General features: G+C 67.7%; 22 protein-coding genes and 1 pseudogene. 19 read left to right on the top strand and 4 right to left on the bottom strand.

Annotated features, from left to right (window positions below):
- Window positions 1-179: 179 nt before the first annotated feature.
- Both OG225_RS31090 and OG225_RS31085 read left to right on the top strand, forming a co-directional pair.
- Window positions 180-1,211, top strand: coding sequence for an NAD-dependent epimerase/dehydratase family protein (locus OG225_RS31090; RefSeq protein ID WP_216916928.1), 1,032 nt, complete (start codon window positions 180-182; stop codon window positions 1,209-1,211).
- Window positions 1,208-2,236, top strand: coding sequence for a lysophospholipid acyltransferase family protein (locus tag OG225_RS31085; protein ID WP_405178440.1), 1,029 nt, complete (start codon window positions 1,208-1,210; stop codon window positions 2,234-2,236). The genes OG225_RS31090 and OG225_RS31085 overlap by 4 nt, the downstream gene beginning before the upstream one ends.
- A 300-nt stretch (window positions 2,237-2,536) precedes the next feature.
- Here the strand turns inward: OG225_RS31085 and OG225_RS31080 are convergent, their stop codons facing one another.
- Entirely contained in the window at window positions 2,537-3,472 is a 936-nt protein-coding gene (locus OG225_RS31080; protein WP_405183425.1) for an HAD family hydrolase, read from the bottom strand.
- Between the two features lie 208 nt (window positions 3,473-3,680).
- On the opposite strand from OG225_RS31080, the gene OG225_RS31075 reads away from it, so the two are divergent.
- The 5 genes from OG225_RS31075 (at window position 3,681) to OG225_RS31055 (ending at window position 9,062) form a co-directional block, all read left to right on the top strand.
- Window positions 3,681-3,941, top strand: coding sequence for a glutaredoxin family protein (locus OG225_RS31075; protein ID WP_216916910.1), 261 nt, complete (start codon window positions 3,681-3,683; stop codon window positions 3,939-3,941).
- Window positions 3,942-4,178: 237 nt separating this feature from the next.
- Complete coding sequence (locus OG225_RS31070; protein ID WP_405178439.1) at window positions 4,179-5,021, top strand: redox-sensing transcriptional repressor Rex; 843 nt, start codon at window positions 4,179-4,181, stop codon at window positions 5,019-5,021.
- A complete protein-coding gene (locus tag OG225_RS31065; protein WP_405178438.1) occupies window positions 5,018-6,457 on the top strand; it encodes a glutamyl-tRNA reductase in 1,440 nt (479 codons plus the stop codon). The genes OG225_RS31070 and OG225_RS31065 overlap by 4 nt, the downstream gene beginning before the upstream one ends.
- Window positions 6,454-7,503 (top strand): hydroxymethylbilane synthase, encoded by a 1,050-nt coding sequence (gene hemC, locus OG225_RS31060; RefSeq protein ID WP_216916912.1) that lies wholly within the window; start codon window positions 6,454-6,456, stop codon window positions 7,501-7,503. Before OG225_RS31065 ends, hemC begins: the two co-directional genes overlap by 4 nt.
- Window positions 7,500-9,062: a bifunctional uroporphyrinogen-III C-methyltransferase/uroporphyrinogen-III synthase gene (locus OG225_RS31055; protein ID WP_109528874.1), complete on the top strand. Its 1,563-nt coding sequence runs from the start codon at window positions 7,500-7,502 to the stop codon at window positions 9,060-9,062. The genes hemC and OG225_RS31055 overlap by 4 nt, the downstream gene beginning before the upstream one ends.
- 299 nt (window positions 9,063-9,361) lie before the next feature.
- On the opposite strand, the gene OG225_RS31050 is transcribed toward OG225_RS31055, so the two are convergent.
- Window positions 9,362-9,664, bottom strand: a complete 303-nt coding sequence (locus tag OG225_RS31050) for a hypothetical protein (RefSeq protein ID WP_254190714.1) — start codon at window positions 9,662-9,664, stop codon at window positions 9,362-9,364.
- Between the two features lie 203 nt (window positions 9,665-9,867).
- Between OG225_RS31050 and hemB the strand changes: the two genes are divergently transcribed.
- The 6 genes and pseudogenes from hemB to OG225_RS31020 all read left to right on the top strand — a co-directional run bounded on the left by hemB (window position 9,868) and on the right by OG225_RS31020 (window position 13,521).
- The gene (gene hemB, locus OG225_RS31045) at window positions 9,868-10,845 is read left to right on the top strand and encodes a porphobilinogen synthase (protein ID WP_216916913.1); all 978 of its coding nucleotides are present in this window, start codon (window positions 9,868-9,870) and stop codon (window positions 10,843-10,845) included.
- A 5-nt stretch (window positions 10,846-10,850) separates the two neighbouring features.
- Window positions 10,851-11,369, top strand: a complete 519-nt coding sequence (locus tag OG225_RS31040) for a hypothetical protein (RefSeq protein WP_405183424.1) — start codon at window positions 10,851-10,853, stop codon at window positions 11,367-11,369.
- Between the two features lie 325 nt (window positions 11,370-11,694).
- Window positions 11,695-12,183: pseudogene (locus OG225_RS31035) on the top strand (hypothetical protein); the annotation flags it as partial.
- A gap of 359 nt (window positions 12,184-12,542) precedes the next feature.
- Window positions 12,543-12,800 carry a hypothetical protein gene (locus OG225_RS31030; RefSeq protein ID WP_405178437.1) on the top strand — a complete coding sequence of 86 codons (258 nt, stop codon included), beginning with the start codon at window positions 12,543-12,545 and terminating at the stop codon, window positions 12,798-12,800.
- Between the two features lie 98 nt (window positions 12,801-12,898).
- A complete protein-coding gene (locus OG225_RS31025; RefSeq protein WP_216916915.1) occupies window positions 12,899-13,147 on the top strand; it encodes a hypothetical protein in 249 nt (82 codons plus the stop codon).
- A 152-nt stretch (window positions 13,148-13,299) separates the two neighbouring features.
- Window positions 13,300-13,521: a hypothetical protein gene (locus OG225_RS31020; protein ID WP_216916916.1), complete on the top strand. Its 222-nt coding sequence runs from the start codon at window positions 13,300-13,302 to the stop codon at window positions 13,519-13,521.
- Between the two features lie 61 nt (window positions 13,522-13,582).
- Here OG225_RS31020 and OG225_RS31015 read toward each other — a convergent pair whose 3' ends face one another.
- The gene (locus tag OG225_RS31015; RefSeq protein WP_216916917.1) at window positions 13,583-13,975 is read right to left on the bottom strand and encodes a hypothetical protein; all 393 of its coding nucleotides are present in this window, start codon (window positions 13,973-13,975) and stop codon (window positions 13,583-13,585) included.
- Between the two features lie 181 nt (window positions 13,976-14,156).
- Between OG225_RS31015 and hemL the strand changes: the two genes are divergently transcribed.
- The 6 genes from hemL (at window position 14,157) to ccsB (ending at window position 20,741) form a co-directional block, all read left to right on the top strand.
- The gene (gene hemL / locus OG225_RS31010; RefSeq protein ID WP_405178436.1) at window positions 14,157-15,494 is read left to right on the top strand and encodes a glutamate-1-semialdehyde 2,1-aminomutase; all 1,338 of its coding nucleotides are present in this window, start codon (window positions 14,157-14,159) and stop codon (window positions 15,492-15,494) included.
- A gap of 266 nt (window positions 15,495-15,760) precedes the next feature.
- A complete protein-coding gene (locus OG225_RS31005) occupies window positions 15,761-16,387 on the top strand; it encodes a histidine phosphatase family protein (RefSeq protein ID WP_216916932.1) in 627 nt (208 codons plus the stop codon).
- Between the two features lie 59 nt (window positions 16,388-16,446).
- Window positions 16,447-17,061 (top strand): TlpA disulfide reductase family protein, encoded by a 615-nt coding sequence (locus OG225_RS31000; protein ID WP_405178435.1) that lies wholly within the window; start codon window positions 16,447-16,449, stop codon window positions 17,059-17,061.
- 76 nt (window positions 17,062-17,137) lie between these two features.
- Window positions 17,138-18,016 (top strand): cytochrome c biogenesis CcdA family protein, encoded by an 879-nt coding sequence (locus OG225_RS30995; protein ID WP_216916933.1) that lies wholly within the window; start codon window positions 17,138-17,140, stop codon window positions 18,014-18,016.
- On the top strand, window positions 18,013-19,779 hold the full coding sequence (locus tag OG225_RS30990) for a cytochrome c biogenesis protein ResB (protein ID WP_405178434.1): 1,767 nt from the start codon (window positions 18,013-18,015) through the stop codon (window positions 19,777-19,779). Before OG225_RS30995 ends, OG225_RS30990 begins: the two co-directional genes overlap by 4 nt.
- Before the next feature lie 2 nt (window positions 19,780-19,781).
- Complete coding sequence (ccsB, locus tag OG225_RS30985) at window positions 19,782-20,741, top strand: c-type cytochrome biogenesis protein CcsB (protein ID WP_216916921.1); 960 nt, start codon at window positions 19,782-19,784, stop codon at window positions 20,739-20,741.
- Here the strand turns inward: ccsB and OG225_RS30980 are convergent.
- On the bottom strand, window positions 20,738-21,958 hold the full coding sequence (locus OG225_RS30980) for a tyrosine-type recombinase/integrase (RefSeq protein WP_405178433.1): 1,221 nt from the start codon (window positions 21,956-21,958) through the stop codon (window positions 20,738-20,740). The two genes, ccsB and OG225_RS30980, sit on opposite strands and share 4 nt — an antisense overlap.

Genomic DNA, 21,958 nt, shown 5'->3' with positions numbered 1-21,958 from the left:
TTGCAATGCGCGAATGTATCCGGTGACTGAAGTCATCGTTAGAACCTGGTTAATACTCTCGGTGTCTCGGACGGTAGCGGTTACGCTTGAACCGCCAGGAAATCGAAATGAGGGCCTCGTAGGTGGGATCCGGTGCCGTGGGATCTGAGGTAAGAGACGCTGACGCGCCGAACGTGGTGATGGTGACGGGTGCGAGCCGATTCTTCGGTGGCAATACCGTCGCTAGGCTCGCGCAGGACCCGGGGATCGATCGGGTCGTCGCGGTCGACACCATGACGCCGAGCCGTGAGCTGCGCCGTCGCATGGGGCGCGCCGAGTTCGTGCGTGCCGATATTCGAAATCCGTTGATCCGCAAGGTGATCAGCGGATACAACGTGGATACCGTCGTCCATGCCGCGATGCTGTCGCGCCCGCCGGCCGGTGGTGGCCGTGCGGTGATGAAGGACCTCAACGTCCTCGGCGCGATGCAGTTGTTCGCGGTCTGTCAGAAATCGCCGTCGGTGCGCCGGGTGGTCGTGCGCTCGACATCGGCGGTTTACGGATGCAGCGCCAAGGACCCCGCGAAATTCACCGAGGAAATGAGCGCGCGAACCCCACCGCGCGGTTGGTTCGCACGCGACATGATCGAAATCGAAAGTTTCGTCCGCGGACTCGCCCGGCGCAGACCCGATATTTCCGCCTCGATATTGCGTTTCGCGCCGATTGTCGGTCCGCGACTGGCCGGGCGTGGCGTGCAGTATCTGCAATCCCCGGTCACCCCCACCGTCTTCGGTCGTGACGCGCGGCTGCAACTGCTCCACGAGGAGGACGCCGTCGCCGCGCTGGAACAGGCGGCGCGGATGGCGCCCGGCGGCACCTACAATGTGGCGGGGGACGGTGCGCTTACGCTGTCCCAGGCGTTGCGGCGCGCAGGCCGCATCGAACTGCCGGTTCCGTTCATCCTGTTCCGCACCGCGGGACGGGCGCTGATGGGGCCGGTCATGCGTGAGTTCACCGGCGAACAGCTCGATTATTTCCACTTCGGATGTGGCCTGGACACGACCCGGATGCGGACCGAACTCCAGTTCGTGCCGCGCTGGACAACGGTGCAGGCGTTCGACGACTTCATCGGGGGCGCAGCGTTGCGGCCCGTCTTCGATCCCGCGTGGATCGATGCCGCAGAAAATAAACTGCTCGGCCTGCTCGGGGCCGGTACGGGAGCACATTCATGAATCACGTAGCGAAAGTGATCCACCTTCACGATCAGAATGTGGAGTCGCGTCAGCGGGTCGCTGTCCGACGCCGACCGGAATTCCAGACCGGGGATACGGCGTCGGGCCGGGTGACCTCGCTCAGCGACCGCCGCGCCACCACCGAACCGCCGCGGCCCCGGTCGGTATCGGACCTGGTGCGCGGCACGCTCACCGCGCAGATCGGCAAGACAGCCGAATTCGCGCGCCGCCGCGTCACCGGTGACTACCAGATCGACGAGTTCGGATTCGACGAGCACCTGCTCGAATCGGTCATCCTGCCCGCGCTGCGGCCCATGTCGGATATGTGGTTCCGCGTCCAGGTCAACGGCATGGAGCACATCCCCGAGGTCGGTGGCGCGCTCATCGTGGCCAACCACGCGGGCACCGTCCCGCTCGACGGGCTGATGCTCCAGCTGGCCGTGCACGACCACCACGCCAAGCAGCGGGCCCTGCGCCTGCTCGCCGCCGACCTGATCTTCGAAATGCCGGTACTCGGCGTGCTCGCCCGCAAGGCGGGCCACACCCTGGCCTGCCGCGAGGACGCCGAACGCCTGCTGCGCGCGGGCGAGTTGACGGGCGTCTTCCCCGAGGGTTTCAAGGGCGTCGGCAAGAACTACGCCGACCGGTACAAGCTCCAGCGCTTCGGCCGGGGCGGTTTCGTCGCCGCCGCGGTGCGCACCGGTGTGCCGATCATCCCGTGCTCGATCGTCGGCTCCGAGGAGATCTACCCCAAACTGGCCGACCTCAAGCCACTCGCCCGGCTGCTCGGCCTGCCCTACTTCCCCGTGACGCCCCTGTTCCCGCACCTCGGCCCGCTCGGCGCGCTGCCACTGCCCTCGAAGTGGTACATCGAATTCGGCGAACCCATCGCGACCACCGCCTACGAGCCCGAAGCCGCCGACGACCCGATGACCATGTTCGAGGTCACCGACCAGGTGCGCGAGACGATCCAGCAGACCCTGTACAAACTGCTCACCAAGCGCCGCAACCCCTTCACGGGCTGAAATTTTGGCGGCCCGGGGGCCGCGGGTTCGCGGCCCTTTTTGTCTCGCGTCCGAGCGGTCGAGACTCGCGACTGCGTCGCATTGTCTCGACCGCTCGGACGCGAGACGGCCACGAACGGGCGCTCGTAAGACTCGCTTCCGGCGGGGCGGATGTGTTGGAAGACTTGCTGTGATCGTGGGCCTGATGTTGCTCAGGTCTGCGGGGATGGGTGATTCGGGGTGCTTCGACCGTAGGGCGTGATTCAGCGGCGGAGGGGACCGTGCCATCCAGGTGGCGGAATGGGCTGGGTGCTCTCCGGTTCAGTGTTCTCGGCGGCGGGTGATGGCCGCGGCTACGGCGCCGCCGGCTGCGCCCAGGGCCAATGCGGTCGGTACGCCGATCTTGGCGGCTTTGCGGCCGGTGCGGAAGTCGCGGATTTCCCAGCTTCGGTTCTTGGCGACTTCGCGTAGGTCGGAGTCGGGGTTGATGGCGACGGCGGTGCCGACCAGCGACAGCATCGGGACGTCGTTGTGGCTGTCGGAATAGGCGGTGCAGCGTTTGAGATTCAGGCCCTCGCGAATTGCGAGGGTGCGCACGGCGTGTGCTTTTCCGAGGCCGTGCAGGATATCGCCGACGAGGCGGCCGGTGAATTTCCCGTCGACGCTTTCCGCGACGGTGCCGAGCGCGCCGGTGAGGCCGAGTCGTTTGGCGATCACCTGGGCCAATTCGACCGGGGTCGCGGTGACGAGCCAGACCTGCTGACCGGCGTCCAGGTGCATCTGCGCGAGTGCGCGAGTGCCGGGCCAGATCTTGTCGGCGATGATCTCGTCGTAGATCTCCTCGCCGAGAGCGGCGAGTTCCGCGGTGGGACGGCCCGCGATGAAGGCGAGGGCTTTCTCCCGGCCCGCGGCCATATCGGTGCTGTTCTCCTTGCCGGTGACGCGGAATTTCACCTGTTTCCAGGCGACGTCGACCAGGTCGGAGGTCTTGAAGTATTTCCGCGCGGCCAGCCCACGGGCGAAGTGCACGATGGAGGCGCCCTGCACCATGGTGTTGTCGACGTCGAAGAACGCGGCCGCGGTCAGGTCACGCGGGACTTCCGGGCCGAGACTTTCCGGCGGGCCGCCCGCGGCGATTTCGGCGTCGTGCAGCGACAACGCCGCGTCGGCGCTGGCCTCGCCCGCCAGGTTGGCGCGCACTTCCTCCTCGCTCGGGCCGAAAGGACTCCGAGAGATGCGTGCGAGCTGGTCTTGCAGGTTCTGACCGAATCTGCCCTGATTCCACCTGACCGGAAACTCGCCGAAGCGCCCCGCGATGAATCCCGCCCTCTCGATCTTCGATCGTTCCGGCACCAATTACCTCCGCCCGTCGCGCGCGAACGTGTCCACACTAGCGGGATCCGGCGACAGTTTCGGCGGACCAGGGGTACTGGATCGACCGTGGCGAGGGGATTTAATAGCACTCATGACCAATCCCACACATTCCGTGACGCTGCTGACGAGATCGGGTTGCGGACTGTGTTCCACAGCACTCGAACAGCTGCGGGTGATCTGCGGCGATTTCGGTATCGAACCGGGCACCGTCGATGTCGACGAGGCTGCGGCCACCGACCCTGGCCTGCGCGCGGAGTACGGCGACCGGCTTCCTGTCGTGCTGCTGGACGGCCGTGAGCACAGCTATTTCGACGTGGACGAGTCCCGTTTGCGCGCCGATTTGCGTCGATGAGGAAACGCTGTTCGCGTCCGTTTCCGCCGCACCGCTGGTCGCAGCGGAAAATGAGGCCAATTTCACCGACTTTGTGAAGGGCTGCACAAGCGGTTACGGTGGTGGCACGCGACCCGCATGCCGAGGCTGCGGAGCCGCCCTGAAATCCGAAACATCGATCATGGCACCGGGCCGCCCCGGGTCAGAGGTCGAGCGACGAACCGGATGACGAGCAATCCGGGACGAGGAGCCTACGACGTGACAGAGCAGCATGAGGCGCCGAGTGGCGTCTCCGGCAGAGCTCTGCAGAAGACGGTGCCGAACAAGGACATTCCGCAGGCCACCGTCGGGCGCTTGGCTACCTATCTCCGTGTCCTCGCGATGTTGGCCGAGGATGGAGTCCTCATCGTATCGAGTGAGGAACTCGCTGTCGCGGCGGGTGTCAATTCGGCCAAACTGCGCAAGGATCTGTCCTTCCTCGGACCCAACGGTGTTCGGGGTGTCGGCTATGACGTCGCCAAGTTGCGCACCAGGATCGAGGATGTGCTCGGACTCTCCGACGGACATCGCGTCGTACTGGTCGGCGCGGGCAATCTGGGCCGCGCCCTCGTCGGCTACGGCGGGTTCAAGCGACGCGGTTTCACGGTGGTCGGCATCTTCGACAACGACCCCTCGGTGATCGGCCGGACCGTCGCCGGTCTCTCGGTGCGCGACGTCGCGGTGCTGCACGAGGCGGTCACCGCGCTCGACCCGACCATCGCCGTCATCACCGTCCCCGACGACGCCGCGCAGGGTGTGTGCGACCGACTGGTCGCGGCCGGTGTCCAGTCGATCCTGAGTTTCGCGCCGAGCGTGCTCGACGCGCCGCCCGCGGTGGAGGTCCGCCGGGTGGACCTCGCGGTGGAGATGCAGATGCTCTCGTTCGAGCGCACCCGCAACACCGAGCCCGAACCTCTCGCGGAAGTGGCGTCGGCCGTGTCGGGCCGGATCGCCCGCCGCGCCCCCGCTCCGCGCACCGGAGCCGCGCGTGCGGCGATCACGCACTCGACCTCGCATCAGGCAACGGAGCCAAGCAGCAAGGGATCGGTGGTTTCACCATGAGCGTTCTTCTGGTCGGGATCTCGCATCGGAGCGCCCCCGTCTCGGTCCTGGAGAAGGTGGCCATCACCGACACCGACCGTCCCAAGCTGATCGAACGGATGCTGACCTCGGACCACGTCTCGGAGGCGATGATCGTCTCGACGTGCAACCGCATCGAGGTCTACGCGGTGGTCGATGCCTTCCACGGCGGTCTCGCCGAGGTCGGCGACCTGCTCACCAGACACTCCGGGCTTCCGCTCGCGGATCTGACCAAACACGCCTACGTGCGCTACAGCGAGGCTGCGGCCGAACACCTGTTCGCGGTGTCCTCCGGGCTGGATTCGATGGTGGTCGGCGAGCAGCAGGTGCTCAGCCAGATCCGCGCTGCCTACGCCTCCGCCGACGCCCAGCAGGCCGTCGGGCGGGCCCTGCACGAACTGGCCCAGCACGCGCTGCGGGTCGGCAAACGCGTGCATTCGGAGACCGGTATCGACCGTGCGGGCGCGTCGGTGGTCTCGGTCGCGCTGGACAAGGCCAAATCGGTCCTGCGCGGCACGGCGGATTCCGCCGACACCGCCCTGGTCGGGCGCACCGCGGTCGTCGTCGGCGCGGGTGCGATGGGCGGGCTTGCCGTAGCCCATCTCTCGCGCGCGGGCATCGGCCGGATCATCGTGGTCAACCGCACCATCGAGCGGGCCCGCAGGCTCGCCGACACCGCGGCGGGCTACGGCGTCGAATCCTCGGCTCTGGAACTCTCGGGTCTGACCGAGGCCATGGCCTCGGCCGATGTGGTCATCACCTGCACCGGAGCGATCGGCGCCGTGGTGACCCTGGCCGATACCCACCGCGCGCTCGCCGACCGCGATCGGGCCGAAATCCCCTGTGCCGAAAGGCCGCTGGTCTTCTGCGACCTCGGACTCCCGCGCGATGTCGAACCCACGGTCGCCGGACTGCCCGGCGTGTCGGTCATCGATATCGAGACGCTGCAACACGATCCGGCCGCCGGCGCCGCCGCCGACGACACCGCCGCCGCGCGTGCGATCGTCGCCGACGAACTCGCCAAATACCTGGCGGGCCAGCGGATGGCCGAGGTGACGCCGACCGTGGCGGCGCTGCGCCAGCGGGCCGCCGAAGTGGTCGAAGCCGAACTGCTGCGCCTGGATTCGCGACTGCCAAGCCTGGCCGATCCGGAACGCGACGAGGTCGCGCGCACGGTACGCCGCGTGGTCGACAAACTGCTGCACGCGCCGACGGTGCGGGTCAAGCAACTGGCGTCGACTCCGGGCGGCGACAGCTACGCCGAGGCCCTGCGCGAACTGTTCGAACTCAAACCCGGTGCGGCACAGGCGGTCGCCGCGCCGATGGAGATCACCACGCTTGCCGGCGAACTCGGCGCCGCGCTGGCCGACGATTTCACCACCGGCCACCTGGGTGAGGAACAGGGGAATCCCCGATGACGCGCCTTCAGGAAGAGGACAACGTGACAGTGCCCGGCACGCGCCGTTCCTGGCGGATCGGGACCCGCGGTAGCCTGCTCGCGCGCACCCAGTCGGGTACGGTCCGCGACGCGCTGATCGCCGCGGGGCACGAGGCCGAACTGGTCATCGTGAGAACCGTCGGCGACGAATCGTCCGAGCCGGTGGTCGAGCTCGGTGTCGGTGTCTTCACCTCCGCGCTGCGCGAGGAACTGGCGGCCGGGAATATCGACATCGCGGTGCACTCCTACAAGGATCTGCCCACCGCGCCCGACCCGCGTTTCACCATCGCGGCCGTTCCGCCCCGCGAGGATCCGCGCGACGCCCTGGTGGCGCGCGACGGTCTGGTGCTCGGTGAACTGCCCGCCGGGTCGAAGGTCGGCACGTCCGCGCCGCGCCGCGCCGCGCAATTGCTCGCCCTCGGGCTCGGTCTCGAGGTGCTGCCGCTGCGCGGCAACCTGGACACCCGGCTGAGCAAGGTCGCCGACGGCGAACTCGACGCCGTGATCGTCGCGAGAGCCGGGCTGGCCCGGATCGACCGGCTGGACGCGGTCACCGAGGCATTGGAACCTGTGCAGATGCTGCCCGCCCCCGCGCAGGGGGCGCTGGCGGTCGAATGCCGCAGTGACGACAGCGCGTTGATCGAGACGCTGTCGCAGTTCGACGACGCGGCCACCAGAGCCGCCGTCGTCGCCGAGCGCGGTCTGCTCGCCGAATTGGAGGCCGGTTGTACCGTCCCCGTCGGCGCGCTCGGAGAAGTCGTCGAATCGATCGACGACGACGGCCGGATCTTCGACGAACTCTCGCTGCGCGGATGCGCCGCCGCGGTCGACGGATCCGATGTGTTGCGCGCCTCGGTGGTCGGTTCACCGCAGGACGCGGCGGAACTCGGCCGGGCCCTGGCCCGCGAATTGCTGGAGCTCGGTGCGCGCGAGCTCCTCACCTCAGACTTCACCCCACCCCAGCCCAATGGAGAACAGCCGATCATGAGCGAGCGAAGCGAGCGAATCACAGAGGTGCAGGCATGAGCCGAGGGACGAAGAAGCACCCGGGTCGGATCCTGTTCGTCGGTTCGGGCCCCGGTGACCCGGCATTGCTCACCGTGCGTGCGCGTGAAGTCCTCGGGCGGGCCACACTGGCGTTCACCGACCCCGATGTCGACAAGGGCGTACTCGCGCTCATCGGCTCCGCGGTCGAGGAAGACGAGGACGGCACCCGTCCGGTCGACGTGCGCCCCGCGCTCGGCGAACCGGCCGAGGTCGCCAAAACCCTCATCGCGGAGGCCCGCAACGGCCACGACGTGGTCCGGGTGGTCGCGGGCGATCCGCTGACCACCGACGCCGTGATCAACGAGGTCAACACCGTCACCCGTTCGCATATGGTCTTCGAGGTGCTGCCGGGCCTGCCCAGCGGTTCCTCGGTGCCCAGCTACGCGGGTATCGCGCTCGGCTCGGGTCATACCGAGGCCGACGTGCGCGGCGAGGTCGACTGGGCGGCGCTGGCGTCGGCCCCCGGCCCGCTGGTACTGCACGCCACCTCCGGCCATCTGGCCGAGACGGCGAGCGCGCTGGTCGAACACGGTATGGCCCCGCAGACCCCGGTCGCGGTGACCGTGCGCGGCACCACCCGTCAGCAGCGCACCATCGAGGCGACGCTGGCGACACTGAACAGCGCGGCCTCCGAACTGGTCGGTCCGCTGGTGGTGACCATCGGCAAGGTCGTCGCCGCGCGATCGAAGATGTCGTGGTGGGAATCGCGGGCGCTGTACGGCTGGACCGTACTCGTGCCGCGCACCAAGGATCAGGCCGCCGAGATGAGCGAACGGCTCGTCACCCACGGCGCCATCCCGATGGAGGTGCCGACCATCGCGGTCGAGCCGCCGCGCAGTCCCGCGCAGATGGAACGCGCCGTCAAGGGTCTGGTCGACGGCCGCTACCAGTGGGTGGTGTTCACCTCCACCAACGCGGTCCGCGCGGTGTGGGAGAAATTCGCCGAATTCGGTTTGGACGCACGGGCTTTCTCGGGCGTGAAGATCGCCTGCGTCGGTGAGGCCACCGCGGACAAGGTGCGTTCGTTCGGCATAAATCCGGAACTGGTCCCCAGCGGGGAACAGTCCTCGGAGGGACTGCTGGCCGATTTCCCGCCCTACGACGACGTTTTCGATCCGGTCAACCGAGTCCTGTTGCCCCGGGCCGATATCGCGACCGAAACCCTGGCCGAGGGTTTGCGTGACCGCGGCTGGGAAATCGACGACGTCACCGCCTACCGGACCGTGCGTGCCTCACCGCCACCCGCGGAGACCCGCGAGATGATCAAGACCGGCGGTTTCGACGCGGTCCTGTTCACCTCCTCCTCCACCGTCCGCAACCTGGTCGGCATCGCGGGCAAGCCGCACACCCGCACCATCGTGGCCTGTATCGGCCCGAAGACCGCCGAGACGGCGATCGAATTCGGTCTGCGCGTCGATGTGCAGCCCGAGGTCGCCCAGGTCGGTCCGCTGGTCGAGGCACTGGCCGAACACGCGGCCCGGCTGCGCGCCGAGGGCCTGCTGCCCCCGCCGCGCAAGAAGAGCCGTCGCAGTAGGTAATTAGCGGCCGGGGCCGCGGGTTCGCTGTGATTTTGGCGGCCGGGGCCGCGGGTTCGCGGCCCCCTTTTGTCTCGCGTCCGAGCGGTCGAGACTCGCGACTTCGTCGCATGCGCTTCGACCGCTCGGACGCGAGACGGGCCGCGAACGGGCGGGGTCAGAGGGTACGTAGCAGGCTGCGTATGGGCCGGGTCAACGGCTGAGTACGCCAGGCCGCGAACGGGGCCGGTCAACGGCTGTAGCGCAGTAGGCCGGGAACGGACGCGTGGCGGCTGTAGCGCAGGAGGCGCGTACGGGCGGGGTCAGCGGCTGTAGCGCAGTAGGGTGCGGACCAATCGGCAGGTGCTGTCGGAGGGCGGGCGGATTCCGATGAGATCGGCGGTGCGCCTGATTTTCTCGTTGCTCGCCTGATTCGGCAGGTAGATGCCGGAATCGAGCATCGCGATGGTGAGCCGCATGGCCTTGAGCCTGCGGTTGTGGGTGACGTACCACTTGCGTGGCCTGCCCGCGGGCAGCGGGCGCTTCTCCAGTGGGACGAAGGGCTCGATGAGCTTCGAATTCGGTGCGGCGGTCCGGCTGCTGGCGGTCTGGCTGATGGCGGCCATGATCGTCCTCCCCTCGGGTCGGGAATCCGCGTCGTGTGAATCCTCGGTTATCCGAGATCCGTGCGAATTCCCTCGAACACATCTTCGATTCTACTCGCACCCACCGACAGAAAACGGCTGGCCGCGAAGGCTTTCGGTGTCCCTGTCGGCGGTCGCGCCGGGCGGTCGCGACAGCCCGGCGGAGCAGGCGTATCGTCCATTTCATGACCGGATTGGACCGCCCGCGGCGGTTGCGCCGCACCCCCGCGCTGCGTCGTCTCGTGGCCGAAACCACCCTGCGCCCACGGCATCTGGTGTTGCCGATGTTCGTCGCCGACGGGCTCGAGGAACCGCGTGAGATCAGCTCGATGCCGGGGGTGATGCAGCATTCGATGGATTCGCTGCGCAAAGCGGCGGTCGAGGCGGTCGCGGCCGGGGTCGGCGGGCTCATGCTCTTCGGTGTTCCACTGCCCGAGGACAAGGACGCGACCGGCAGCAAGGCCAGCGATCCCGACGGCATCCTGAACCGGGGACTGCGCGCGCTCGCCGACGAGGTCGGCGGGTCGACGGTGATCATGGCCGACACCTGTCTGGACGAATTCACCGATCACGGGCACTGCGGCGTCGTCGCCTCCGACGGCGCGGTCGACAACGACGCCACCCTGCACCGCTACGTCGACATGGCGCTGGCCCAGGCCGAGGCGGGCGCTGATCTGCTCGGCACCAGCGGCATGATGGACGGTCAGGTCGGCGCGATCCGGCGCGGCCTCGACGCGGTCGGGCACACCGATACCGGCATCCTCGCCTACGCGGCCAAATACGCCTCGGCCTTCTACGGCCCCTTCCGCGAGGCGGTCTCCTCCTCGCTGGAGGGTGATCGCCGCAGCTACCAGCAGGATCCGGCGAACCGCCGGGAATCGCTGCGCGAACTGCACCTCGACCTGGCAGAGGGCGCCGACATCGTCATGGTGAAACCCGCCATGTCCTATCTCGACATCCTGCGCGAGGTCGCCGACCGGTCGACGGTGCCGGTCGCGGCGTATCAGATCTCGGGCGAGTACGCGATGATCACCGCCGCCGCCGAACGCGGCTGGATCGATCGCCGGGCCTCGGTGCTGGAATCGCTGACGGGTATCCGTCGCGCGGGCGCGGATATCGTGCTCACCTACTGGGCCGCCGAGGCAGCACACTGGTTGTCGTGACGAATATGCACTACCCGGTGAGTGTCGGACCGCCTCCACGCCCGCCCATGCCCGAAGACGTCCGAACCGCGTGGCAACTGTGGTGGGGTGTGATCGGATTCGGTGTCGTGCAACTCACGGCCTCGATGATCGCGGCACTCGGACAACGACAGGATTTCGGCGAGCAGATACTCGAGCAATTGCGCGAGACCGATCCGAATACCACCCCGGCCTTCGCCGATGCGATGGTTCTGGTCGTCTTCGTCATGGTGGTTCTGGTCGGCCTGGCGATCACCGGGCTCGGGATTTTGTTCGTGTACATGTTCGGGCGGGGCAAATTGTGGGCACGGACGCTGCTGACCGTCGTCGGCGTCTGGTTGGTGTTCATGGCCGTCGGCACGCTGTTCACTCTGGACACGGTGGGCGGGGTCGCGACACTGGTCGCGGGCGGTGCGTCGATCGTTCAGGGCGTGCTCGCGGGCGGCGCGATTTTCCTGGGCCATCGTCGTGATTCGACCGCTTACTTCCTGGTGAACCGTCGGTAAACAACAGGCAACCGGGCACGAAGTTTGTCGGCGGCGGGGCGGCATGTATGGTGAGGGTTGTCACAGTGGACATGGGAACCGGTAGTTGTCGGTCGCGCGTTCGCCTTACCTTGCGTAAGAGCGCCTTCCGAAAGCTTCGGGAGATCGGAGGCATCGATGCGCGTGGTCATCCAACAGCCACAGAGCATTCGACGGGAGCTGCTCGTGCTGAGCCTGCTGATCCTGTTCGGTGTCCTTACCGTCGCCCTGTTGCTGCTGCCCGGTGTGGTCGGCTGATCCTGCCCGCTATTCGCCACGGTTCCGTCCGCGTGATCGGCCCGACGCGGTGACCGAACCGCAAGACGCCACCGTCCTGTTCCTCGAGCCGGGCGCGCGCTGGCGCAGCGTCGCCTACGGCCCCGTGCTCTGCGCGATCGTGCTCATCGTCGAAATCGTCTCGTCGAGTCCCGTGCACTGGTTCGCCCTTGTCTTCTGCGGCGCACTCGTCGCGGGTTTCGTCGCCTTGCAAGTAGTGGCGGGTCAACGACACGTGAGTGTCGAACTCACCGAAACCGCCCTGCGCGACGGCGCGGAAACCCTCCCGCTGAGCTCGATCGCGGAAGTGCTCCCCGAACGCGACCGCAACTCCTGGGACGACGAGGAATGGGAATCGGCGCGGGCGCTCGGGGAATTGACCGGCGTGCCCCGGCGCCGGACGGGGATCGGGCTGAAGCTCGCCGACGGCGGTCTGGTGCAGGCGTGGGCGCGGGATCATCGTGGGCTGCGTGCGGCGTTGGAGTCGGCGGTGTCACCGCGGTCGTCCGGTGATGGGGAGTCGGTGGAGACTCCCGCGAAGTCGGAGACTCTCGGGAAGTCCGAGACGCTTGGGGAAACCGTGACGGTCGGGGAGCCCGAGACGTTCGAGAGTGCCGGTGTGCACCAGAACTCCGAGGAGCCCGATTCGCCCGGGAACCCCGAGATATCGAAGGGGTCCGAGATGGTCGAGAAATCGGGTAGATCCGTCTAGATCCGGACTGCCGGGAGTATGGGTGACCGACCTGCCGGGAGAGTCGGGGAATCCGGTACGCGCCCGCATACCGGAGACGTCGACACGAGCCGGAACTTCGCCGAAATTCCACGCGTCGGGCAAGATCGAGGAGTCCGGGAATCGACTCGGCGAGAAGGGAGACGACCGTGAGGCGAGCGACGAGTACAGCTCTCGGCGAGGCGGTGATCGCCCTGCTCTGCGTGATCGGAGCGGTCCTGAGCTGGGGCAACGGTGTGGTGACGACCACCTTCGCGCCCATCGGCGACCTGCCCGCCTTCGATTCGACCCGCTATGTGGCGCCGTGGCTGGTGCTCGCCGCCTTCCTGGTCTGCGTGGCCGGATTACTCGTCATAGACGGTGCGGCGCGCGTCGTGCGGTCGACTGGACAGATCGCGCTCAATTGAGTGTCGTGGCCGGTGCGACGAATTCGCCGTTCCACCTTTCACAGAACCGCCCGCACCGCATACCGTTTCGCTGTCCCGGACCCGGGCATGCCTAGTGCATGAAGCCGAGAACCTACGCGACGACGATTGCCGTGGCACTCGTGGCGGGCGGCCTCATCGGTGGTTCCACCGCGACGGCGCAGGCGCCTGAAACACCCGCCGCGACCATCGAGCCCACGTCGTCCTCCGGCCCGCTGCGACAAGGGCTGCTCCCCACCGTGCCGCCGGGAACGCTCCGTGTACTACCCGCGCCGCTGGCCTGCCTACTCTCGACCGGCTCCGCCCTCTTCTGCGTCGGTGTGACCTAGCGACGGACATCGTTGCCGACATTCCGCGCGACGGCGTGTCGCGGACGCGTGTCGGTAACGGACGCGCCCTCGCCGCCGACTTGTCGAGCGGCAGCATCATCGACCACGGTGATCGACTGTCGCCCAATATATTTCGATGGAAGGTGTTATCTGTGAGAGTTCTGGTGGCGAAATTCGGCGTGGCTCTGGCGGCGGTTGCGGCGGTCGGGCTCACGGCCGGTCCCGCGACGGCGGCGCCGAGCGGGCTGCCGCTGGAGAACGCCCCGGCCGCGGAGCAGGTTCTGCTCCCCGAGTCCGGTTCGGCCGGCATCTACAACAACTTCATGTGCCAGCTGCACACCATCTCGGCCGACGTGCCGTGCATGTACTCCTGAGAAACCGGCACGCGTAGTGCCGATGCCGACCGCGGGCGAACGGCCCGCGGTCGGCCGCGCACTACTGCGTCCAGTTCTGATAGATGTCGAATACGCGACCGTCTCTGGTGCCTGGCGCGTTCAGGTACAGGGTGATCGAACCGTCGGGATGGTTCGTCGTCTCGGAGATGACCTGCCGCAACGAGGCGTGTACGCCGCCGTTCGCGTCACGATAGATCTGGGTGTCGCTGTGCAGGCCCGCGCCGATCCGGTTCAGCGGCACCACCATGGTGACCAGTGCGGGGATCGGGCCGCCCGCCAGCGCCTCGGTCTCGCCGTGGCTGAGTTGCACACCGATCCGACCCTGGTCCGGTTGGGCCAGCGGAACCGCGGCGGTCGCCGTCGCGGCGCCGAAGCAGACGGCCGCGGCGCTGACCGCGGCGAGGGTGACAGTCCTGATGACGGTGATCCTCATATAAGCGACTCCTGGGCCGATGCGGATGCGACAACGCCCGAGATTACGCACCGGCAATCCTCCAGCGACCGATATCGCCGTCGAAGGATCGGCGTGTTGCCGATCATCGGAAGTGCGGCGCGCGTCACTCCACTACACCCTGTCGTCGACCCCGCCCGCGCGGGCTGAGACACTGGAGGCCGTGAGTTCTTCTCCGCGCGTGACCAGGGCCGCTGTACCGATTTCCGCTCAGCTCTTCGACCGGGCGAGTTCGGTTATCCCAGGCGGCGTCAATTCGCCGGTACGAGCGTTCAAATCGGTGGGCGGCACGCCCCGGTTCATCGCCTCGGCCGACGGATACACGTTGACCGACGCCGACGGCAACGAGTACGTCGACCTCGTCTGCTCGTGGGGTCCGATGATCCTCGGCCACGCCCATCCCGCCGTCGTGGAAGCGGTCCAGCGAGCGGCGACCAACGGTCTGTCGTTCGGCGCGCCGACCGAGGCCGAGATCGAACTCGCCGAAGTCATCGTCGACCGGGTCGATCCGGTGGAGCGGGTGCGGCTGGTGAACTCGGGCACCGAGGCCACCATGAGCGCGGTCCGGCTGGCGCGCGGCTACACCGGTCGCGCCAAGATCATCAAATTCTCCGGTTGCTATCACGGGCACGTCGACGCGCTGCTGGCCGACGCGGGTTCCGGTGTCGCGACACTCGGCCTGCCGACCTCGCCCGGCGTCACCGGCGCCCAGGCGGGCGACACCCTGGTGCTGCCCTACAACGACCTGACGGCCGTCGCCGAGACCTTCGCCGCCAACCCCGGTGAGATCGCCTGTGTGATCACCGAGGCCGCCGCGGGCAATATGGGCGCGGTCGCGCCGCTGCCCGCTTTCAACGAGGGCCTGCGCGCCCTCACCGCCGAACACGGCGCGCTGCTGATCATGGACGAGGTGATGACCGGTTTCCGGGTCGGCCGCGCGGGCTGGTTCGGGCGCGAGGGCGTCGCGGGCGATCTCTACACCTTCGGCAAGGTCATGAGCGGTGGCCTGCCCGCCGCCGCGTTCGGCGGACGCGCCGAGATCATGAATCAACTGGCCCCGCTCGGCCCGGTCTATCAGGCGGGCACGCTCTCCGGTAATCCCGTCGCCGTCGCCGCTGGTCTTGCTACCTTGCGCGCGGCCGACGACGCCGTCTACGCGGCGCTCGATCGCAACGCGGATCGGCTCGGCGGGCTGTTCACCGAGGCGCTCACCGCGGCCGGGGTCGAGCATCAGGTGCAGTTCGCAGGCAATATGGTGAGCGTGTTCTTCGCCGATCGCCCGGTGACCGACTACGCGGCCGCCAAGGCCAGTGAGACCTGGCGTTTCCCCGCCTTCTTCCACGCCCTGCTCGACGCCGGGGTGTACGCGCCGCCGAGCGCGTTCGAGGCATGGTTCGTCTCGGCGGCGCTCGACGAGGACGCGTTCGACCGTATCGCCGCCGCTCTGCCCGCCGCCGCACACGCGGCCGCGGCCGCCACCCCCGAAGGATCCCGCGCGTGAGTTCCGACCTCGAACAGCCCGACGACCCACAGCGACGGGTGGAGGGCACGCCCGCCGAATCCGCCGCACCGGCCAGCGGTGACTCCATCGGCACCGTGTCCGAGTCCGTCGATTCGGCTGTCGCCGATTCGGATGGAAATGTCGGCACGGCTGTCGTCGAGTCGAGCACGGTCTCCGCTGTTCCCACTGTGTCCTCCGCCACGACCACCGTCGCCCGCCCGAGCGAACCGGAGGTCGAATCCGAGCCGGAGCCGGTCGACGCGAGCCTGGAGACGATCGTGCACGTGCTGCGGCACGGTGAAGTGCACAACCCGAAAGGCATCCTCTACGGCCGACTGCCCGGGTTCAGCCTGTCGGTGACGGGCCGGGCGCAGGCGGGGGCGGTCGCGCGGGCACTGTCCGATCACGATCTCAGCGTGGTGATCGCCTCGCCGTTGCAGCGTGCGCAGGAGACCGCGGAGCCGATCGCTTCGCAGCACGGTCTGGTGGTTCGCACCGACGAGAATCTGATCGAGGCGGGCAATACCTTCGAGGGCCTGCGTGTTTCGGTCGGCGACGGCGCGCTGCGCAAGCCGAGGCACTGGTGGAAACTGCGCGACCCGTTCACCCCGTCGTGGGGCGAGCCGTATCTACAGATCGCCCACCGCATGCTCGCCGCGGTGAACAAGGCACGGGTCGAGGCGGCCGGACACGAGGCCGTGCTCGTCTCACATCAGCTGCCGGTCTGGACCCTGCGCCGATTCCTCCAGGGCCAGCGGCTCTGGCACGATCCGCGCCAGCGTCAGTGCTCGCTTGCCTCGCTGACCTCGCTGGTGTACCAGGGCGACACCCTCGTCGACATCGTCTACTCCGAGCCCGCGGGCGGGTCGGACCCGTCGGTACACGGCGCATGATTCGTTCCGCCCGTTCCACGGCACATGTGTCACGCCGTTCCACGGCACATGTGTCACCGATGCGTCGAATTCCGGTTCGGCGCGTCGGTGCGGTGCTGCTCGCCTGCGTCGCGCTGGTCGCCGCGCTGACGGGTTGCTCGACCGGATCGGACGCGGTGGCTTCGGGCGGCACCTTCGAATTCGTCTCGCCGGGCGGCAAGACCACCATCCTGTACGACCCGCCGAGTTCGCGCGGCACCATTGGCGGTCTGTCCGGCGAGGATCTGATGACCGAAGGCAAAACCGTCTCGGTCCAGGACTTCCCGGGCAAGGTGGTCGTCCTGAATCTGTGGGGCCAGTGGTGCGGTCCGTGCCGCGCCGAAGCGCCCGCCCTCGAACAGGTCTACGAGGCGACCAAGGACAGCGGCGTCGTATTCCTCGGCATCAACGTCCGCGATCCGCAGCGCGACAAGGCCCAGGATTTCGTGACCGACAACAAGATCGGCTATCCCTCCATCTACGACCCGTCCATGCGGACCCTGCTCGCGCTCGGCGGTAATTTCCCGACCAGCGTGATCCCGACGACGCTGGTGCTCGACCGTGATCACCGGGTGGCGGCGGTATTCCTGAAATCGCTGCTCGCCGAGGATCTGCAACCGGTGGTAACCCGTGTCGCGGCGGAGGTTTCGCAGTGATCGCCCCGGGGCAGGCCGCCGTGGGGCGGTCGAGTCGTGCGCGGTACTCGCAGGCTCCGGCGGGAAGGTCGTGCTGATGGTGCTCGCGAGTGTGGGGGATTCCTTCCAGCAGACCGCGGCGACCGGGCCGCTACTGCTCGCGTTGGGGGCGTGCGTACTCGCCGGACTCGTGTCGTTCGCGTCGCCGTGCGTGGTGCCGCTCGTACCCGGCTACCTGTCATATCTCGCGGGCCTTGTCGGTGCCGAGGCCCCGCCCGCGACCCTCGCGCAGGCGAGCGGTGCGCGGCGCGGTTCGGTCGCCGTCGCCGAACGGGCGAGCGACGACCCGGCAACGGCGGCCGAGGTGTCCAAGGAGCAGATCAGGGCGGGGCGGATGCGGGTCGCCGGTGCGGCCGGGCTGTTCGTCGCCGGGTTCACCGTGGTGTTCGTGCTCGCCACCGCCACCGTCTTCGGCGTCATCCAGACCCTGAACATGAATCGTGAACTGCTGCAACGCATCGGCGGCGTGGTCACGATCCTCATGGGATTGGTGTTCATCGGGCTCGTGCCCGCGTTGCAACGCGACACCAGGATGGAACCGCGCAGGCTGACCGGCATTCTCGGCGCGCCCTTGCTCGGCGCGGTCTTCGCCCTCGGCTGGACGCCGTGCCTGGGCCCGACGCTCTCCGGTGTCATGGCGGTATCCGCCGGCACCGACGGCACCACCGCGGCGCGCGGGGTCGCGCTCATCGTCGCCTACTGCCTCGGGCTCGGATTACCGTTCGTGATCCTGGCATTCGGGTCGGCCACCGCGCTGCGCGGTGTCGGCTGGCTGCGCCGTAATTCGCGCACCATCCAGGTCATCGGGGGCATTCTGCTCGTCGCGGTCGGCGTCGCGCTGGTCACGGGGGCATGGGATCAGTTCGTCGGCTGGGTGCGCGACGCGTTCGTCTCCGAGGTGACGCTGCCGATATGACGATGACCGAAACGCCGTCCACCACCGCGTCGGCCCCGCCCCCGCGCCAGTCCCTGCCGGGTCGCCTCTGGGCGGTGGTGCGCAACGCGTGGCGCGGGCTGACCAGTATGCGCACCGCGCTGGTGTTGCTGTTCCTGCTGGCGCTGGCCGCGATCCCGGGCGCGCTGCTGCCGCAACGCAATCTGAACACCCAGAAGGTCGAGCAGTACATCGCCGACCGTCCCACGCTCGGGCGGTGGATGGACCGGTTCGAACTGTTCGACGTGTTCTCCAGTTTCTGGTTCACCGCCGTCTACGTGCTGCTGTTCATCTCGCTCGTCGGCTGCATCCTGCCGCGCTGCCTCGATCACTACCGCGCGCTGCGCACCCCGCCGGTGCCGACGCCGCGCAATCTGGCCAGGCTGTCGCTGCATCACGAGGAGACCGTCGACGCCACGCCGGAACAGGTCATCGAATTGTCGCGGACCCGGCTGCGCGGATGGCGCACCGAGATCCGCTCCGGCGGCGAGCGGGCGCGCGAGGGCGAGATCACGCTCTCCGCCGAGAAGGGGTACACCCGCGAACTCGGCAATCTGGTGTTCCACCTGGCGCTGGTCGGGCTGTTGATCGCCATCGCGGTCGGCAAGTTGTTCGGTTACGAGGGCAGCGTCATCGTCATCGCGAACAACGGGCCGGGTTTCTGCACCACCTCACCCGCGGTATTCGATTCGTTCAAGGCGGGCAACGTCAACGACGGCACCGGCATGACCCCGCTGTGTGTGCGCGTCAAGGATTTCGAGGCCGACTACCTGGAAAGCGGCCAGGCCGAGATGTTCACCTCGAATATCGAATACCAGTCGGGCGAGGATCTGCGGACCGACACCTGGCGTGCCACCGATATCCGGGTCAACCATCCGCTTCGCGTCGCGGGTGACCGCCTCTACCTGCAAGGCCACGGTTTCGCGCCGACCTTCACCGTCACCTTCCCGAACGGGCAGACCCGCACCGAGACCATCCAGTGGCGTCCCGACGACGCCCGTACCTTCCTGTCCAGCGGTGTGCTGCGCATCGACCCGCCCGGCGGCATGTACGCGACCGAGGCGGAACGCCGCAAGAACCAGATCGCCATCGAGGGTCTGTTCGCGCCGACCGCGTTCTTCCACGGGAATCTGCTGACCTCGTCGTATCCGGCGATGAACGATCCCGCTGTCGCGGTCGACATCTACCGGGGCGACACCGGTCTCGACACCGGCAGGCCGCAATCGCTGTTCGCGCTGGACTCCGAACAGATCCGACAGGGCAGGTTGAGCAAGGAGGCCAGGGTCAACCTGCGTCCCGGCGAATCGACCACCCTGCCCAGCGGCGCGAAGGTGACCTTCGACGGCGCACAGGAATTCGTGAACCTCCAGGTCTCGCACGACCCGGCCCAGAAATGGGTGCTGGTGAGCGCGCTGGCGATGATGGCGGGGCTGCTGGTCTCGCTGCTGGTGAAGCGGCGGCGGGTCTGGATCCGGGTCTATCCCGAAGCGGGCGGAGCCGGTACGGTTGGTCAACGACGTACTGTAGTAGAGATGGGCGGGCTCGCCAGAACCGATCAGGCCGGTTGGGGCGGTGAATTCGAACAGCTGCGGGAGCGTCTGCTCGACGAGCCGGAACTCCGCGGCGGTGAACCCGCGCGCAAGGCCCCGGAATCCGGGCAGCCTGCCGAACCGGGCGCGACGAACACCGCCGCGTCGAGCACCGAGCCGAAACCGGCGCGCGACGCCGACCCGACCGGAGAGTGACCATGCAGATCGACGAAAACCTCGCACGCTACAGCGACTTCGCCTTCAAATCGGCGATCGTCGTGTACGCGCTCGTGGTGATACTGCTGATCTGGCAGTACGCGACCACGCGCGCCAACCAGGTGGCCGAGCGTGAACTCGCGATGGTCGGCGGCCCCGGTTCCGGCCCGGGCAAGATCGAAGAACCCGTCGCGCGACCGCTGTCCGAACGTCTCGGCAATATGGCGTTCTCGGTCCTCGTCGTCGGCATTGTGCTCCAGGTGCTCTCGATCGTGTTGCGCGGTTTCGCGACCCACCGCTTCCCGCTCGGCAACATGTACGAATTCGTCACCATGGCGACCGCCGCCGCCACCGTCGTCGGCATCATCTTCCTGCGCGAACAGCGCTACCGCTCGATGTGGGCGTTCCTGCTCGTCCCCGTCATCCTCCTGATGTTCCTCGCGGGCACTGTCCTCTACGCCGACGCCGCCCCCGTCGTCCCCGCCCTGCGGTCCTTCTGGCTCCCGGTGCACGTCACCATCGTCAGCGTCGGCAGCGGCGTCTTCCTCGTCTCCGGCATCGCGAGCCTGCTGTTCCTGTACCGCATCCGCCAGCCCGAAGGCCAGGAATCCGCCAACATCCTCGGCACCATCGCCAAACGTCTCCCCGACGCCCGCACCCTCGACCGCCTCGCCTACAAAACCACCATCATCGGCTTCCCCCTCTTCGGCGCGGGCGTCATCCTCGGCGCCATCTGGGCCGAAGCCGCCTGGGGCCGCTTCTGGGGCTGGGACCCGAAGGAAACCTGCTCCTTCATCGCCTGGGTGCTCTACGCCGCCTACCTCCACGCCCGTGCGACCAGCGGATGGCGCGATACGAAAGCGGCGTGGATCAATGTGGCCGGTTTCGTCGCGATGCTGTTCAACCTTTTCATCATCAACATCGTGATCAGCGGCCTGCACAGCTACGCGGGGTTGAACTAACCGGGGTTGACCTGCGAATTCCCGTCAGTTTCGGGCTCGCTGGATTCGGTGCCGAGGCCATCGGTACGCAGTGAGTACGCAGTGCCGTCGAGTCGGTCCCTGAGTACGCTGCCGACAGCTGCCCGCGTCGTCTCGTCGGCGTCCGGCCACAGGTGGGCGTAGTACCGCAGTGTGGTCACGGCGCTGCCGTGCCGAACCCGAGCCTGCACCGCTTTGATGTCGGCGCCCTGGCGGATCAGCAGCGAGGCGTAGTAGTGCCGCAGGTCTTGGAAGCTGAATCCGGCCGGAAGTCCGGGGATCTGATCCTTCACCCCGCGGAGCGTCCAGCCGATCACCCACGGGGACGCGGCCTTTCCCAGTTCGTCACATACGACGTGTTCGCCGGGGTAGTCGTGTGTGGAGTCCTTCAGCAGCTGCACGAGTTCGGCAGGGATGGGGACCGGGGTATCGCTGGCGCTTGTCTTCAGCGGTCGGTCTGGCCATTGGCGTTGCGGGTAGACCACGCCGTCAACGAAGTCGATGTCGTCGACGTGCAGACCGGCTGCTTCGGAGATCCGGAGGCCGACGAACGCGCCGAGTAGAACCGCGGACCGCAGGTGACCGGGCATCGCGTCGTAGAGTGCCCACACCTGTTCGGTGGTGGCAACGTAGACCTTTTGTTGCCCGGCAGCTGGTGAAGTGCGGCGCGAGCACGGGTTACGGGTGAGGAGTCCGTCGTGCACGGCGTCGCCGAGGATCTGAGAGAGCCGACTGTGGAGCGAGTAGACGTAGCTGTCGGCCAGGCCGTCGCGCTTGAGCTTCGCGGTCCATTCCTTGACCGCGGACGGCCGAACGGCCGACAGTTGTAGGTCGCCGAATTCGGCGTCGATCTTCTTAACGTGCCACTTCGCCAGCTGCACCGTGTTGTGGCGCTGGTTGGCGTAGCCCCTCAACCACTGTTCCGTCCACTGCCGAACGGTTCGCTGTGCGTCACGAGGGGACACGTGAGTGCCCTGGACGAGTGCGGAAACCTGCGCGTCGAGCCAGGATGATGCATCGGTTTTCCGTGCGAATCGTTTGGCCTGTTCGCGGCCGGTGTCATCGACGTAGCGTGCGCGCCAGCGCTTTCCCTTGCCGTGGAGTTTGGACGGAACGCGCCGGACGTTGCCGTCCTGGTCGCGTTCTTCTTTGGTCCAGAGGTCTTCGACTCCGGCCCGGCGGTTCCGTCGTGCGGGCAT

It is taken from the genome of Nocardia sp. NBC_01377 (genome assembly GCF_045040005.1).
Taxonomy (GTDB): Bacteria; Actinomycetota; Actinomycetes; order Mycobacteriales; family Mycobacteriaceae; genus Nocardia; species Nocardia noduli.
This window is presented reverse-complemented; position numbering and strand designations above follow the sequence as displayed.